This window comes from Pseudomonas sp. Y3 TE3536 (assembly GCF_053629175.1).
Genome location: NZ_JBRJHU010000001.1, coordinates 6,019,834 through 6,037,382, shown reverse-complemented (window position 1 = coordinate 6,037,382; position 17,549 = coordinate 6,019,834). Strand labels below are relative to the sequence as shown.

General features: G+C 64.0%; 7 protein-coding genes. 3 read left to right on the top strand and 4 right to left on the bottom strand.

Features of this window, described 5'->3' with window-relative positions; all coding sequences use genetic code 11:
* Positions 1-15: 15 nt before the first annotated feature.
* The gene (locus tag AB7M33_RS26990; RefSeq protein WP_454244097.1) at positions 16-828 is read right to left on the bottom strand and encodes a helix-turn-helix domain-containing protein; all 813 of its coding nucleotides are present in this window, start codon (positions 826-828) and stop codon (positions 16-18) included.
* Between the two features lie 109 nt (positions 829-937).
* Between AB7M33_RS26990 and AB7M33_RS26985 the strand changes: the two genes are divergently transcribed.
* Positions 938-1,270 (top strand): DUF2834 domain-containing protein, encoded by a 333-nt coding sequence (locus AB7M33_RS26985; protein WP_454244096.1) that lies wholly within the window; start codon positions 938-940, stop codon positions 1,268-1,270.
* Positions 1,270-1,689, top strand: coding sequence for an MAPEG family protein (locus AB7M33_RS26980; RefSeq protein WP_454244095.1), 420 nt, complete (start codon positions 1,270-1,272; stop codon positions 1,687-1,689). The genes AB7M33_RS26985 and AB7M33_RS26980 overlap by 1 nt, the downstream gene beginning before the upstream one ends.
* A 73-nt stretch (positions 1,690-1,762) precedes the next feature.
* Here the strand turns inward: AB7M33_RS26980 and AB7M33_RS26975 are convergent, their stop codons facing one another.
* Genes AB7M33_RS26975 through AB7M33_RS26965 form a run of 3 tightly spaced genes read right to left on the bottom strand, consistent with a single transcriptional unit; the run spans position 1,763 to position 6,176 of the window.
* Positions 1,763-3,091 carry a TolC family outer membrane protein gene (locus AB7M33_RS26975; protein WP_454244094.1) on the bottom strand — a complete coding sequence of 443 codons (1,329 nt, stop codon included), beginning with the start codon at positions 3,089-3,091 and terminating at the stop codon, positions 1,763-1,765.
* Position 3,092: 1 nt separating this feature from the next.
* A complete protein-coding gene (locus AB7M33_RS26970; RefSeq protein ID WP_454244093.1) occupies positions 3,093-4,433 on the bottom strand; it encodes an HlyD family type I secretion periplasmic adaptor subunit in 1,341 nt (446 codons plus the stop codon).
* Between the two features lie 6 nt (positions 4,434-4,439).
* Positions 4,440-6,176: a type I secretion system permease/ATPase gene (locus tag AB7M33_RS26965; RefSeq protein WP_085273306.1), complete on the bottom strand. Its 1,737-nt coding sequence runs from the start codon at positions 6,174-6,176 to the stop codon at positions 4,440-4,442.
* A gap of 455 nt (positions 6,177-6,631) precedes the next feature.
* Between AB7M33_RS26965 and AB7M33_RS26960 the strand changes: the two genes are divergently transcribed.
* Positions 6,632-17,458, top strand: coding sequence for a peroxidase family protein (locus AB7M33_RS26960; protein ID WP_454244092.1), 10,827 nt, complete (start codon positions 6,632-6,634; stop codon positions 17,456-17,458).
* Positions 17,459-17,549: the final 91 nt, after the last annotated feature.

The following is a 17,549-nucleotide window of genomic DNA, read 5'->3' as shown; positions in this document are numbered from 1 at the left end:
TCGGCCTGGGCGCACTCAGGGTTTTGCGGTCACTTGTTCATACGCCAGGGTCATGGTGTGCCAGGTATGCGTGTCTGCAGGTATCAGGTGTTCTATGCGCAGCGAGGCCACGGTCACGTCCAGCGGCATGCCAAAGGTGGTGAAGGTGGAAAGGAACTTCAGCTCACCGTGGGCCGAGCGCAGGCGCGTCAACACGACCGGCGAAGGCGATGGGGCAATCGCCAGCGCGGCGGGGCAGGGCAGGTCTTGCAGTAGCTGCGCCAACTGAGGGTTGCCCGCCGCTTCCCGCGAGGCCCTATGCCACGCGGTGGCGCGGATTTCATCGGCATTGATCAACTGGTCGCCCAGGCCCTCGGGGCACAGCAGCGTTTCCAGCAGGTTGAGCGGCGCATCATCACGGGGCTGTACCCCCGCCATCTGCAACAGCAGCCCGGCGCTGGTGTTGGCGGCGGAGATGTACCACATGCTATCCAGGACGATCGCTGGAGCGGGGTTGTTGGCCTGCAAAATATGCGCAATCGCCTCGTGCACCATTGCCATGGCGGGCGCATTCAGCGGCGACGCGGTGTAGCGGGGCGCATAACCTGCCGCGAGGAAAACCTCGTTGCACTCCTCCAATGGTAAGTCCAACGCAGAAAGCAGGGCATGCAACGTGCCTGGGCTTGGTTTGGCGCGACCGGTCTCCACGCAGCTCAGGTGACGCTGGGATACGTTGGCGCGTAGCGCCAGCTCAAGCTGACTCAAACCTGCCTGTTGACGGTGCCGGCGCAAGTGGTTGCCTGCCGGGTTACCGGCTGAGGCGGTCGGGTGGAAAGGGTGGTTACTCATGGGGCAACTCTGACGGGTCGTGAGCGGGGCGTCGATGACCTGTGAGGTCATTGAGCAGGCTGCAACCATAGCACTACCTTGGCGCGGTATTGGTTAAGGAGCGTTGCAGATGAAAAGCACGTGGATCGCGCTGGCTACCCTGATGTCGTTTTCGCTATACACCGGCTGGACGATGTTCATTGCAGAGCAATCATTGCTCGCATTTGGCCTTGAACTGATGGCCCGGCCTGACACTGCGCAGGTTGTAATCGACTTGTACGTGATGGCTGGGCTTGCGTGCGCCTGGATGATCTCGGATGCCCGTTCGAAAGGGCGATCGTGGGTACGGGTTGCCCCTTTTTTGCTGCTCACGGCTGTGTTTGTGTCGGTGGGGCCGCTTCTGTACATCGTGTTTGAAGGCTTTGGCAGGCGCTCGGCACATCCTGCTCAGGAGGGGGCGTGATGCACGGCGCCCTGTCGGTCTATGCGGTCTGTGTGGTCGCGCTGTTCCTGAAGATGCTGGCGATCTCTTGCTATCAAGGCTACTACCGCCTTCGTTACAGGGCCTTCACCAATGGTGAAGACGCAGCGTTCTTTGGGCGCTTGGCCAATGTTGAAGAACTGCCGCAGGTCAGCCGGGCGGGCAGGGCTTGGGCGAATGATCTGGAGAATATTCCGGCGTTTTTTGCCTTGGCCGGCTTGGCTATTGCGCTGAATGCTGCTGCGGTCGTCATTGTTTGGCTGAGTGTGGTGTTCACCGTTGCCAGGGTGGCGCATACGGTGTGCTACTTGAGGGGGTTACAGCCCTGGAGGACAGTCAGCTTTGCGGTGGGGCTGCTGTGCTTGCTGGGGCTGGTGGTAACGGTCTTGCAGGCTTGTTGATTGTAAGTAGGCTTTAGGAACTTGGTGCGCAAAGCGCCCCAACAATCTCAAGCTTAAACAAAGCGAGAGCAGGTCAGTTACTCACCATCAACTCCGGCCCAAGGTAATTGTTGACCAGCTCGATATCGTCATCCCCCAGGCTGCCCACCGATGACGCCAGGCGCAGGCGCGACATCAGGTAGTTCAACTTGGCCTCGAACAGGTCATGCCGTGCGTCGAACAGCAATTCCTCGGCATTAAGCACATCCGAGTTGGTACTGGTACCGCCCTCCTTGAAGCCCTTGCGTGTCGAGGTCAGCGAGCGTTCGTTGGACGCGACGGCCTTTTCCAGCGCATGGATACGCATGGCGCCACTCTGTACACCTCGGTACTCACGGGTAGTGCCGGAGATGACTTCCTGGCGGGTGGCGTCGAGCTCGTCCAGCGCTTTCGAACTGTTGGCGCTGGCCTGGCGGGTCAGCGCGCTGGTGCTGCCGCCGCTGTACAGCGGGATGTTCAGTTCCAGGCCGATCGACCTGTACTGGTTGCGCTGGTTCAGCTCTGAAATCGATTGGCTGCTGCCCGCGGTGTAACCCGCAACGAAGTCCAGGGTCGGCCAGTGCCCGGCCTTGGCCCGGTTCACCTCTTCTTCTGCCAGTTCGTAGCTGTGCCGGCGGGCGTGAATCAGCGGGCTGTCGGTTTGTGCTTTGACCAGCCAGTCCTGCAGGTTGCCCGGCAGCAGCGGCGGGGTGGTGAAGCCTGGCTGCAAGGTGGTCAGCGATGCCGGGGTTTCACCGATGTACTCCTCGAGCTTGCGGCGGGCGTTGACCAGGTTGTCCTGCGCCTCGATCAGGTCGGCTTCTGCCAGGTCGCGGCGAGCGACCGACTCGTCGATGTCGGTCACCGTGCCGGCGCCCAGCTCCATGCGCCGTTTCGCTGACGCAAGCTGCTCCTCGAAAGCGTTCAGCTTGGCCCTGGCCAGGGTGATGGTTTCGCTGGCCAACAGCACATCGAAATAACTGTCTGCCAGGCGCACGGCGGCATCCTGGCTCTTGGCATCGAACACCGCGACGCTGTAGTCGGCACGCTGCTGGCCCTGGCGGTATTCGGCCATCTTCTGCTTGTTGAACAGCGGTTGGCGCAGGCGCACGCTGGCGCCTTTGGAGTCGTAGTCCAGGTCGTTGTCCTGGCCGCTCTGGCGCTGCGAGCCATTGACCTTGTTGTAATAGGCCGTGGCATTGATCTGCGGCAGCAGGCCGGCTTGGCCGATGGCCCGGTTTTCCAGGCCGGCTTGTTTCTCATGCTCGGCGGCATGGTAGATGGGCCCTTGGTACTGCAGCAGGTCCCAGGCTTGCTTCAGGTCCATGGCACTGGCTGGCACGGACAACCCCAACAGGCACAACATCAGGCAGTGGCGGTTCATCTCATTGCTCCTTGAAAGCGCTGTCGACGCGTTCGAGCATGGGTTTGAGCAGGTAGCTGAGCAGGTTGCGCTCGCCGGTCTTGATGGTGACGGTGGCCGGCATGCCGGGGCGTATGTGGTTGCTGCCCAGCAGGCTCATGCCGGCGGGTGAGACGTCAACCTGCGCCAGGTAGAACGGCTGCTTGCTTTCTTCATCAAGCAGGCGGTCGGCAGAGATGGTTTTGACCCGGCCGGGGATGTTTGGGGTCTGGGCGTGGTTGAAGGCCGGGAAGGCGATGTCCACGGCAAGCCCTGGGACCATTTTGTCGATGGCCTGCACCGGGATCATCGCGTCGACCTGCAGCGGCTCGTCGAGCGGGACGATTTCCATCAGCTTGGCGCCAGGCTGGATAACCCCGCCGACCGTGGCGATGCCCAGCGCCTGGACCATGCCATCGATGGGTGAGCGGATCACCGTGTGGGTCACTTCGTAGTCCAATGCACGCAAGCGGTCGGCCAGGGTGGTGTTTTCCTTGGCGGTGTCGGTCAGTTGCGACTCGACCTCTTTCAAGTAATCGTGCTGGCGCTGAAGCATGCGCAGCTTGATCTCGGTGGCCTGGCTGCGTACCCGGGCGATGTTGTTGAGGTTCTCGGCCTGGCCGGCGGAGAGGTCGGCGTTGCTGCGCTCCAGTTCCAGCAGGCGGTTGCGCGGCACATAACCTTCGGCGGCCAGCACGCGGGTCCCTTGCAGCTCCTGGCCGAGGAAGTTGATCTGCGAGGCGCGGGCGCCGTACACCTGCTGCAGGCCTTTGAGCTGCACGGCCGATGCCGCCAGGTTTTCTTCGAGGATGCTGAGTTCGCCCGCCAGGCCGGCGCGGCGGGTGTCCAGCAAGCGCTGCTGCAAGTCCATTGCCGCCAGCAGGCGTGGGTCTGCGCCGAAGCGCTTGAGCAGCGCGGGGTCGAAGGTTACCGTGTCGCGGTTGTCGCGCTCGGCTTCGAGGCGGTTTTCCACGGTCTTGCTGACAATGTACTGGGCGCTGACTGCGCCCTGTTCGGCCACGGCCCGCAGGGCATCGAGACGAACCAGTTCCTGGTCCTTTTTCACCACGTCGCCTTCGCGCACCAGGATCGCCTCCACGGTGCCGCCGCTCAAGTGCTGCACGGCCTTGCGATTGCTGGTGACCTTGACCGTGCCGGTGGCCACCACGCCGGCATCCAGCGGCGCCAGCCAGGCCCACAGCAAAAAGCCGCCGAAGCCCGCCAGCACCAGCCACAGGCCCCAGCGCACCGGCTTGCCGGCATCCAGGTCGATCAGGCTCTTGGTCTCGGCAGGGATCAGCTCGGTCGGTTGGCTCATGTGCATGATCGGTTACTCCCGTACTTTTACCGAAGCCAGCGGCGCTGCTGCGGCCGCCGGTATCACGCTTGCCTTGCGCAGGGCGGCAAAGACTTCGTCGCGCGTGCCCAGCATCTGCACGCCGCCGTCACGCAGCATCAGCACCTTGTCGACGGCGCACAGCACGTTGGGCCGGTGAGAAACCAGCACCACCGTGGCGCCACGGCCTTTGAGTTCGCCCAGGGCATCGACCAGGGCCTTTTCCCCGACATCGTCGAGGTTGGCGTTGGGCTCATCCAGCACCACCAGGTTAGGTTCGCCATACAGCGCACGGGCCAGGGCAATTCGCTGTTTCTGGCCACCGGAAAGCGGGCTGCCATCGGTGCCCAGGCGGGTGTCGTAGCCCTGCGGGAAGCGCAGGATCATCTCGTGCACGCCGGTGCTCTTGGCTGCGCGGATGACCGCATCGCTGTCCACCTCGGCAAACCGCGCGATGTTGTCGGCGATGGTCCCTTCGAACAGTTCGACGTCCTGCGGCAGGTAGCCGAGCCACGGGCCCAGTTCGCCTTTGTTCCAGGTGAAGATGTCGGCGCCGTCCAGGCGCACCTTGCCGGCCTGGGTCGGCCAGACGCCAACCAGCAGGCGGGCGAGGGTGGACTTGCCCGAGGCGGAGGGGCCGATGATGCCGAGGCTTTCGCCCGGCGCCAGGCTGAAGCTCACCCCGCGCAGAATGGTGGTGTTGGTGCCGGGGGCGCCAGCAAACACGTTCTCCACGGCGAGCATGCCCAGGGGCCGTTGCAGCGACATGCTCGGTGGGCGGCGCGGGTAGTCCTGCAGCAGTTCGGTCAGCCGCCCCCAGGCTGACCGGCAGCCAAGCAGTTGCTTCCACGAGGCGATGACTTGTTCCACCGGCCCCAGTGCGCGACCGGTGAGGATCGAGCAGGCGATCATCATGCCCGGGGTGATCTTGCCTTCGATCGCCAGCAGCGCACCGGTGCCGAGGATCAGCGATTGCAGGGTGATGCGCACGAAGCGCCCGGTGCTGCTGATCAAGGCCGCACGGTCGGACGCCAGCGTCTGCATCTGCAGGATGCGCAGATGGCTCTGGTACCAACGCTTGCTGATCGACGGCAGCATGCCCATGGCCTCGATGACTTCGGCATTGCGCAGGTTGTTGTTGGCGTAGTTGGCAGACGACAGCGCCGCGTGGTTGGCCTCGGCCAACGGCTTGTGGGTGGCCTTCTCGGTGAGGTACGCCAGGCCGGCGAGGATCATCGAGCCGATCATCGTGACCAGCCCCAGCAGCGGGTGGATCAGGTAGCACACCAGCAGGTAGATGGGCGTCCACGGTGCATCGAAGAAGGCGAACAGGCCATTGCCGGTCAAGAACTGGCGGACCTGTGCCAGGTCTTGCAGGGCCTGGGCCGGGTTGCCACCAGCGCGGTTCAGGTTGCGCTCGAAGGCGGCGCTGAAGATGCGCCGGTTGAGGTCCATGTCCAGGCAGTTGCCGACCCGGATCAACACGCGGGTTCGGATCATTTCCAAGGCGGACATCAGCAGGAACAGCCCGACCACCAGCACGGTGAGCATCGTCAATGTGGTGACGTTACGGCTGACCAGGGCGCGGTCGTAGACCTGGAGCATATAGACAGCTGGCGTCAACATCATGACGTTTATCACGCCACTGAAGCCTGCCAGTGAGTAGAAGCTGCGGCGCAGGCGAAAGAGCGCCTCGGCCAGCTCGGAACGGGTGCGCGGCTGCTTGTGCATCTGGGGCCTCCCTCTGTACCAAACCGGAGGCCGTTGCGGCGCTCTGGACTGCTCTAGATGTGGCTTCTGGACGGCACGCAGGCGGGTCGCTCTGTAGGCGAATCATCCGAAAACGCTGCGGTGCCCCACAAGCACGAGCGTAGGTTGCAACGAAACATCTTGTAATATCATTTCGCTCTATAAATTCTTTGAACTTTTTATAAGTCACGTAAAAACAGCGAGTTGCAACGCATTATCATCGAGAGTCATTTTTTCGACGGCTTATTGACAAGGTTTGAACCTACGACTTTAGTCTTGATTATTCGGGCCGCTCCAACGGGCCGCGCTTGACCAGATGTCATCGCACCACCGATTCCGGAAAACCGAACCACGAACTGCGCACGTCAGTACTGACTGGGCGCGGGATGGACCCTGTTGCCCTGTGTCTTTCTCCCGATAGATCGAGGGCAATCTAAATGGCCAATTTCAGCAAGTCGGACCTGGAGTTCATCCTCAAGCAGATCTTCATCGCCGAAGCCCACGCCAAGGGCGCCAATCTCATCGATCTGCTGCCCAACAGCCAGGTGCCGTTTGGCTTGCGCACCGTGGACGGCAGCTACAACAACCTGGTGGCCGGGCAAAGTGAGTTCGGTGCCGCCGACAATTCCTTCCTGCGTTTGCTTGATGCGTCGTACCGCGCGGCCTATGCCGGCACCGGCACGGTGGTCGACGGGCAGCCGCGCACCATCAGCAACCTGATCGTCGACCAGACGCCGAACAACCCCGCCGCCGTCGAAGCCAATGGCGGCGCGGCGCCGGTGATGAGCCCTGGCCTCGATGGGGTGTTCGGCACGGCTGACGACAAGCCTGTGTTCTTCATCCCCAACCAGTCTGCAGACGCGGGCCTGACGGCCGGTTTCAACGCCTGGATGACCTTCTTCGGCCAGTTCTTCGATCACGGCCTGGACTTGGTGACCAAGAGCACTACCGACATCGTGTTCATCCCGTTGCAGCCGGACGACCCGTTGTACGTGCCCAACAGCCCGACCAACTTCATGGTGCTGCCACGTGCCGTGCGCACGGCCGGCGCGGACGGTGTGCTGGGCACGGCCGACGATGGCCAGCCCAACACCACCTCGCCGTTCGTGGACCAGAGCCAGACCTACAGCTCGCACCCCTCGCACCAGGTGTTCCTGCGCGAGTACATGCTCAACGCCGCGGGCGACCCGATCGCCACCGGGCGGCTGATCACCAACCGCGATCTCGGCGCCGACGGCAAGTTCGGCACGGCCGACGATGGCAATGGCGAAAATGGCGGCATGGCCACCTGGGCCGTGGTCAAGGCCCAGGCCCGCGACCTGCTCGGTATCAACCTGACCGATGCCGACGTGCACAGCGTGCCGCTGCTGGCGACCGATGCCTATGGCAACTTCCTGCGCGGGCCCAATGGCATGCCGCAGGTGGTAATGCGCGTCAGCAATGGCGCCGATGGGGTTGCCGGCACGGCCGATGACGTGACCCAACTGGTCGAGGGCAATCGCGCCGCGCCGATCAGCTTGGCCAATGCTGTCAGCACCGGGCACGGCTTCCTCGACGATATCGCCCACAACGCCGCGCCCGTGGTGGTCGGCGGCGTGCTGCAGGCCGACGGCGACACCGCGGTGGGCAACGCGCAGCTGGTGGGCCCAGGTGGCAACAACCTGACCTACGACAACGAACTGCTCGACGCCCACTACATCGCCGGCGACGGCCGGGTGAACGAGAACATCGGCCTGACCGCCGTGCACCACGTGTTCCACTCCGAGCACAACCGCTTGGTCCAGCAATCCAAGGACACCATCCTCGCCGCAGGCGACCTGGCCTTCCTTAACGAATGGCTGGTGGATGACGTTGCCGCGCTGCCGACCACACCTGCCGCGATCGCCGCGCTGGTGTGGGATGGCGAACGCCTGTTCCAGGCCGCCAAGTTCGGCACCGAGATGCAGTACCAGCACCTGGTGTTCGAGGAGTTCGCCCGCACCATCCAGCCGCAGATCGACGAGTTTCTGGCGCCCAACGGTTATGACACCTCGATCAACCCGGCCATCCTCGCCGAGTTCGCCCACGTGGTGTACCGCTTCGGCCACTCGATGCTGACCGAGACCGTCGATCGCTTCGACCCCGAGTTCAACCCCGTTCTTACCGACCCCAACAACCCCGACCAGCAGCTTGGCCTGATCGCTGCCTTCCTCAACCCGCTGGCATTCGCTGGCAGCGGGGCGACGGCCGATGAAGCGGCAGGGGCAATCATTCGCGGCGTGACGCGCCAGGTCGGCAACGAGATCGATGAGTTCGTTACCGAAGCCCTGCGCAACAACCTGCTGGGCCTGCCGCTCGACCTGCCGGCGCTGAACCTTGCCCGTGGGCGCGACACCGGTATCCCCTCGCTGAACGAGGCGCGCCGTGAGTTCTATGCCGCGACCGGCGACAGCCAGCTCAAGGCCTACCTCAGTTGGGTCGACTTTGCCGACCACCTCAAGCACCCGGCATCGCTGGTCAACTTCATCGCCGCCTACGGCACCCATGCGACGATCACCGGGGCGACCACGCTGGCCGACAAACGTGCCGCCGCCATGGCCTTGGTGTTCGGGGGCGATGGCGCGCCGCTCGACCGCCTGGACTTCCTCAACGGCACCGGCGCCTGGGCCAACGTGACCCGGGCCGGCAAAGACGGCGTGCTGGGCACTGCGGACGACGTGAGCGGGGTGACCATCACCGGCGTCGACACCATCGACTTCTGGGTCGGTGGCCTGGCCGAGCAGAAGATGCCGTTCGGTGGCATGCTGGGCTCGAGCTTCAACTTCGTCTTCGAAACCCAGCTGGAGGCGCTGCAGAACGGCGACCGCTTCTACTACTTGTCGCGTACAGCGGGCCTGAACTTCGGCACGGAGCTTGAAAACAACTCCTTCGCCAAGCTGATCATGCTCAACTCCGACGTCACCCACCTGTCCAACACGGTGTTCCTGACGCCGACGTTCACCCTCGAAGTGAACCAGGCCAACCAGTTCACCGGGCTGGGTGCCGACGGCAAGGCCGACCCTACCGGCGGCATCATGATCTACGGCCAGGAAATCGTCCCGCTGGTGATCCGCGACAACCCGGATACCGTGGGCCCCGACAGCAACTACCTGCATTACACCGGCCTGGACCATGTGGTTCTGGGGGGCACTGCGGGCAATGACATCATCATCTCCAGCGAGGGTGACGACACGCTCTACGGCGACGGCGGCGATGACCGCCTCGAAGGGGGCGCCGGCAATGATGCAGTGCTGGGTGGCGCGGGCGATGACATCATCACCGATTCGTTCGGCGACAACCGCCTGGAAGGCAACGCCGGCAACGATGTAATCGTCGCCGGCAGCATGGGCGTTGCCGGCAACCTGATCCTGGGCGGCGATGGCCAAGACTTCATCATCACCACCGAAGACATCAGCACCACGTTCGGCGGCCAGGGCGACGACTTCATCCTCGGCGCCAAGACCAACCTGCCGCCTACCGGCAACGAAGGCGATGACTGGATCGAGAAGGGTACCCAGGACGGTGCGCCCGGCGACAACTTCGCGCCGCTGCTGGGTGACGAAGTGATCGGCAACGACATCTTCGTCGGCGGTGGTGGCTTCGACGAGATGATCGGCGAAGGTGGCGATGACATCTTTGTCGGCAGCGATGCCCAGGACAAGATGGACGGCATGTCCGGTTTCGATTGGGTCACCTACAAGAATGACCAGGTCGGCGTCACTGTCGACCTGAGCCTGGCCGCGCTGGCGCAGCCCCATGGCAACGCGCCGAACCAGAACGCCGGCGTGTTCAACCCGGTCGGCGCCTCGCCGGCCTCGATCCTCGACCGCTTTGCCGAAGTCGAAGGGTTGTCTGGTTCCAAGTTTGGCGATGTGCTCAAGGGTGACGACGTCGATGCAGTCACCATCCTCAACCACGGCGGTGCCACTGGCAGTGCGCTGACCAATGTGGCGCTGATCCACGGGCTGCAGCAGTTCCTGGCTGACGCTGGTTTGCCCACCACCGGCTTTGCCACCGGCAACATCATCCTCGGTGGCAATGGCAGCGACCTGATCGAGGGCCGCGGTGGCGATGACCTGATCGACGGCGACAAGTGGATCAACGTGCGCATCGCGGTGTATGCCGCCGGCGACGTCAACCATACCGGGCCGGAAATCGCCAGCTTCGACAGCATGGTCGACATGATCCCGTTCATGCTTGACCGCACCTATAACCCAGGCCAGCTCAAGGCGGTGCGGGAAATCCTGCCGGGTACTTCGACGGGCGGAGCGGCGTTCGATACCGCTGTGTTCTCCGGTGTTCAGGCCGACTACGTGGTTACCCAGAACAACCGTGGCACGGCTGATGTGTCGGACGATGTGTGGACGGTGACGGATACCGTTGCCGGCCGTGACGGCGTCGACACCCTGCTGCATATCGAGCGCCTGCAATTTGCCGATGGCCAGCGCGTGCTGGTGACCGGCGTGAATGCGCAGCCAACCGGCAGCCCGACTGTCACCGACAACAACGCTGGCGCGATCACCGTGGGCGACATGCTGACCGTTAGCATGGCCGGGGTGCGCGATGGCGACAATGTGTCGCTGGCCAATCCGCAAGGGCTACTCAACAACACCTCGGTGTCCTACTACTGGCAGTTCGAAGCGGACCCGGGCAGCGGTGTGTTTGAGGACATCATCCTGCTGCCGGCCGGCGACCTGGCGTTCCAGAGTGCCGATGGCACGGCGTTCAAGGTCTCGCCAGACCTTGCCGGGCTGTCACTGCGGGTGAAGGCGATCTACCAGGATGCGCACGGCACCACTGAAGTGCTGTTCTCGCAACCCACGGCCGTGGTCGAGGCGGGCGCCCCCGTGGTGCCGACCGCGCCGACGCCGGTGGTTGATGCCAGCGAAGGTGGCGCAGGCCTGCACATGGTCCGTTCCGACCTCAACTTCATCCTCGCGCAAATCAAGATCGCCGAGGCTGATGCCGCCGGGCAGGACATCCTCTCGCTGATACCCAACATTCGTGCACCTCTGGGGCTGCGAGCAGTCGACGGTTCGAACAACAACCTGATGAACCTCAACGGCATCAACAACACCCAGTTCGGGGCGGCCGATAATGTCTTCCCACGCCTCACCGACCCGGTGTTCAACCCCGCTGAAGGCGCGCCTGCCGGCTTCTTCGGCCCAGGCTCGCCGGCCATTCCAGGGTCGTCCTACCAGCAAACCAGCGGCGCAGTGTTCGACTCGCAGCCGCGCACCATCAGCAACCTGATCGTCGACCAGACCTCGAACAACCCGGCCGCCTATGCCACGGCCTATGACCCTGGTGCCGACGGCGTGCTCAACTTCGGCACGCCGGGTAACGACGATGTGCTCAAGGATGGCGTGCGGGTCGTCGCCAGCCCCGGCCTGGACGGGCAGTTCGGCACCAATGACGACCACGACGTGTACCTGTTCGAGAACACCACGGCGGATGCCGGGCTGTCTGCGCCGTTCAACGCCTGGATGACCTTCTTTGGCCAGTTCTTCGACCATGGCCTGGACCTGGTCACCAAGGGCGGTTCGGGTACCGTGTACATTCCGCTGCAACCGGATGACCCGCTGTATGTGCCGGGTGGCAACACCAACTTCATGGTGCTGACCCGTGCCACCAACCAGCCAGGGCCGGATGGCATTCTCGGCAACGCCGACGATATCCATGAGCACAGCAACACCACCACGCCATTCGTGGACCAGAACCAGACCTACAGCTCGCACCCGTCGCACCAGGTGTTCCTGCGCGGCTATCAGATGACGGACCATGGCCCCGTCGCCACGGGCCGGTTGATCACCAACCGCGACCTGGGCGCCGATGGCAAGTTCGGCAGTGCCGACGACAGCGAAATCGGCGGCATGGCGACCTGGAAAGTGGTCAAGGCGCAGGCCAATGACCTGCTCGGCATTCACCTCACCGATGCCGACGTCAACAACGTTCCGCTGCTGGCGACCGATGCCTATGGCAACTTCATCAAAGGGCCCAATGGCTACCCGATGGTGGTCATGAAGGGCGCCGATGGCCTGGGCGGCACGGCGGACGACGTGCTGGTCGAAGGCAACCCGTTGGCGCCGATCGACCTGACCAACGCCGTGCGCACGGGGCACGAGTTCCTCGCCGACATCGCCCACAATGCCGTGCCAGTGTTCAACGGCGGTGTGTTGGCACCCGATGCCGGTACCCAGGTCGGCAACGCCGTCCCGGTCAACCCGCAGACCGGCGCCAACCTGGCCTACGACAACGAGTTGCTGGATGCGCACTACATCGCGGGCGACGGCCGGGTTAACGAAAACATCGGCCTGACCGCCGTGCACGCAATCTTCCACGCCGAGCACAACCGGCTGGTGGCGCAGACCAAGGACACCGTGCTCGACTCGGGCGACGTGGCCTTCCTCAACGAGTGGCTGCTCAACCCGGTCAACGCACTGCCGGCCAGCCAGGCCGAGATCGATGCACTGGTGTGGAATGGCGAGCGGTTGTTCCAGGCAGCCAAGTTCGGTACCGAGATGCAGTACCAACACTTGGTGTTCGAGGAGTTCGCCCGCACCATCCAACCGCGTGTCGACCTGTTCTTCGCCCCGACCCAGGTGTACGACGTCGACCTCGACGCCTCGATCGTCGCCGAGTTCGCGCACACCGTGTACCGCTTCGGCCACTCGATGCTGACCGAGACCGTCGACCGTTTCGACATCGACTTCAACGTGGTCAAAGACCCCTCCAGCGCCGACCCCGACCAACAGTTGGGCCTGATCGCCGCATTCCTCAACCCGCTGGCGTACGCCGCCAGTGGCGTCACCCCCGAGGATGCGACCAGTGCCATCGTGCGCGGGGTTACCCGCCAGGCCGGTAACGAAATTGACGAGTTCGTCACCGAGGCGCTGCGCAACAACCTGCTTGGGCTGCCGCTCGACCTGCCGGCGATCAACATCGCCCGTGGCCGCGATGTCGGTATCCCTTCGCTCAACGCCGTACGCCGCGACATCTATGGGCAAACCGGCGATACCCAACTCAAGCCGTACACCAGTTGGGTCGACCTGGTGCAACACCTCAAGCATCCGGAGTCGTTGATCAACTTCATCGCCGCCTATGGCACGCACAGCACCATCACCGGGGCAACCACCCTGGTGGACAAGCGTGCGGCGGCGATGGCGCTGGTGTTCGGCGGCGATGGTTCGCCGCTTGATCGGCTCGACTTCCTCAACGGCACCGGGGCTTGGGCCAACGTGACACGGCCCGGCAAGGACGGCGTGCTGGGCACGGCCGATGACCTGAAGGGCGTCACGGTGACCGGTGTCGATGCCATCGACCTGTGGATCGGCGGCCTGGCCGAAGCGAAAACTCCGTTCGGCGGCATGCTCGGTTCAACGTTCAACTTCGTGTTCGAGAACCAGCTGGAAAAACTCCAGGACGGCGACCGCTTCTACTACCTGGAGCGCACCGCTGGCCTGTCGATGAACGCGGAACTGGAAAGCAACTCGTTCGCCAAGCTGATCATGGCCAACACCTCGGCCACCCACTTGCCAGGCCTGGTGTTCTCGGACCCGGCGTTCTACCTCGAAGTGGACCGCAGCAAGCAGTACAACGATGGCCTGGGCAATGCCGACCCGCTGGGCGAGAACGGCCAGCAGGTGGTGTTCCGCGACAGCCCGCTGACCGCAGGGCCGGACAGCAACTACATCCGCTATGCCGGTGACGAGCACATTGTGCTGGGTGGCACCAACGGCGCCGATGTGCTCGTCTCCGGCGGGGGGGACGACACGGTCTGGGGCGATGCCGGCAATGACCGCATCGAAGGCGGCAACGGCAACGACCAACTGCGCGGCGGTGCCGGCGACGACATCATCAGCGACATGGGCGGTGACGACAATATCCAGGGCGGCGACGGCAACGACGTGCTGCACGGCGGTAATGGCATCAACCTGATCATTGGCGGTTTCGGCAACGACTTCATCGTCACCGGTGAAGACGCTTCCGAGGCCATCGGCGGCCAGGGCAATGACTACATCCTGGGCAGCAAGGCCAACGAACAGGACATGGGCAACGAAGGGGACGACTGGATCGAGAAGGGCACCTCGGACGGTGCCCCTGGCGACAACTTCGACCCGCTCGGCAACGACCCGATCATCGGCAACGATGTGTTTGTCGGTGGTAACGAGAACGACAAGTTCAACGGCGAAGGGGGCGACGACATCATGGTCGGCAGCCTCGGCTTCGGTGACCGCTATATCGGCGGCTCGGGCTACGACTGGGCGACCTTCAAGGGGCTCGCCCAAGGCGTGACCATCGACTACAGCGACCGCTTCTTCGATGTGCCGCCGGTACCGGGTTCGGGGGCGTCGGCGCTGGTGCGTTTCGACATCATGGAGGGCCTGTCAGGCTCGGCGCACGGTGACTTCCTGCGCGGCGACAACGAAGATGCCGCCTCGCTGCCCACCGCCGGTGCCAATGGCAGCGTGCTGACCAACATCAGCCTGATCAACGGCCTGGCCGATCTGCTGGCCGCTGGCGCGACGTTCTACGACGGCGGCAACATCATCCTCGGCGGCAGCGGCAGCGACCTGATCGAAGGCCGCGGCGGTGACGATATCCTCGACGGTGACAAGTGGCTCAACGTGCGCATCAGCGTACGCGCCAACAGCGATGGCACCGGCCCGGAAATCGCCTCGTTCGACAGCATGGAGCCGATGGTGCCGTTCATGCTCAACGGCACCTACAACCCCGGGCAACTGGTGATCGTGCGGGAGATCCTGAAAGGCACTGACAACTTCGACACCGCGCTGTTCTCAGGCGTGGCGACGGACTACAACGTCGTGGTCGATGGCAATACCGTGATTGTCACCGACCTGGTAGCGGGGCGTGACGGGGTCGATCGGCTGACCGGCATCGAGCGGCTGCAGTTCTCCGACCGGGCCATCGCCTCCGGTGTCGGCACGGCCGCCAACGCAGGCCCGTCGGGCCACCTGGTGATCCTCGACGATGCCACCGGCGTACGCGATGACACACCGGTGGCTGGCCAGCTGCTGCGGGTCACTGACCTGGCCGTGCATGATGCGGACAACGCCAGTGCAAGCAACCCGACCGGCGCGGTCAACGGCCCAGTGGCTTACTACTGGCAGGTCGAGCAATTGCCGGGTTCGGGGGTGTATGAGGACATCACCTTCGTCGCGGCCGGCGAAGTGTCGCGGGCCATCGGCAGCACCTACCGGGTGACCGACGATGTGGCGGGGCTGAGCATTCGGGTGCGGGCGGTGTATCAGGATGCCAAGGGCACCCTGGAAATCGTCGACTCGGCGCCCAACAGCGCGCCGAGCGCCGGGCCGGCCGTGACCGGCTTGCTGATACAGAACCAGACGCTGACGGCCAACCCGGCCACCATTGTCGATGCCGACGGCCTGAGCAACCCGCAGTTCACCTTCCAGTGGCAGTCGAACCGGGGCGTTGGCTGGGTCAACATTGCCGGTGCCATCAACAGCACCTTCGTCCTGACCCAGGCGCAGGTGGGGCAGAACATGCGGGTGGTGGTCAGCTACGTGGATGACTTCGGCGTGCACGAAAGTGTTGCTTCCGACATCCTCGACCCGGTGGCCAACGTCAACGATGCACCGACAGGCGCGGTGCTGATCAGCGACACCACACCCGACCGCGGCCAGGTGCTGACCGCGCTTACCGCTGGCATTGCCGACCTTGACGGGCTGGGTGCGTTCAGCTTCCAGTGGCAGCAAGGCAGCGGCAGCAGCTTCAGCAACATCGTCGGCGCAACGGCGGCCACCTTCACCCCGGGCTTTGCCCAGGGTAACCAGCAACTGCGGGTGATCGTGCGCTACACCGACGGCTTCGGCACGCTGGAGACGCTGACGTCGGCAGCAACCGCGCCCGTGGTGGTGCCGCCCGGTGTGACCCTGGTCGGTACCAACGCGGCCAACACCCTGACCGGTTCGGCGGGTAACGACGTGATCTCGGGCCTGGGCGGTAACGATACCCTCAACGGATTGGGCGGCGCGGACCAGCTGTTCGGCGGCCTGGGTAACGACGTGCTCAACGGCGGTGACGACCCCGACATCCTCAACGGCGACGATGGCAACGACACCCTCAACGGCGGGCTTGGCGCGGACGCCATGAACGGTGGTGCCGGCAACGACACGTTCGTGGTCGACAACGCCGGTGACACGGTGACCGAGGCGCTGAACGGCGGGACCGACCTGGTGCAGACCAGCCTGGCAAGCTACACGCTGACGGCGAATGTCGAGAACCTGACCTACACCGGCAGCAGCAGCTTCACCGGCACCGGCAACGCTTTGGCCAACACCCTCACTGGGGGGGCAGCCAACGATGTGCTCAATGGCGGTGCGGGGGCTGACCGCCTTGTGGGTGGCGTCGGCAATGACACCTACGTGGTCGACAATGCCAACGATGTGGTGGTCGAAGCGTCGGGTGCCGGTACCGACACCGTGCAGACCTCGCTGGGTACCTACACCCTGGCCGGCAACGTCGAGAACCTGACCTTTACCGGGGTGGGCAACTTCACTGCCACGGGCAATGGGCTGGCCAACCTCATCAACGGCGGGGCAGGTAATGACACGCTCAATGGTGACGGCGGCAACGACATCCTCAATGGCAACGCGGGCAACGACACGCTCAACGGTGATGCCGGCAACGACCAGCTGTTTGGTGGGCTGGGCATCGATACCTTGAACGGCGGCGGTGGCGATGACAGCCTCGATGGCGGTGATGGCAATGACTCACTGCTGGGGGGCGCTGGCAACGACACGCTGCTGGGCGGCCTGGGCAACGACACCCTGGACGGTGGCGTCGGCGTCGATTTGCTGCAGGGTGGCGATGGCAACGACACGCTGTTTGGTGACGTCGGCAACGACACCTTGCTGGGCGGTGCCGGCAACGACTTCATCAACGGTGCCGCTGGCAACGATACGGTCACAGGTGGGGCGGGCAACGACACGATGATTGCCACTGACGGCAATGATGTCTTCCAGTTCGCTGCAGGCTTTGGCAACGACCTGATCATCAACTTCGATGCCATCGCGTCGGGCGGCCAGGACCGGCTGGACATCACCGCGCTCAACATCACGGCTGCCACCTTCGCTGCCAGTGTCACCATCGCCGATGTCGGCGCTGATACGCTGGTCAGCATCGGCGCTGCCGACTCGATCCGCCTGGTGGGGGTGGCCGACGCCACGACGGTGACGGCGGCAGACTTCATTCTGGCGGGGTGAGTGGCTGAGCGTTCGTCGTCCCAGAGTCGACGCATTCTCGTGTAGGAGCAGCCTTGTGCTGCGAAGAGGCCGGTGACAGCACAGCGTATTT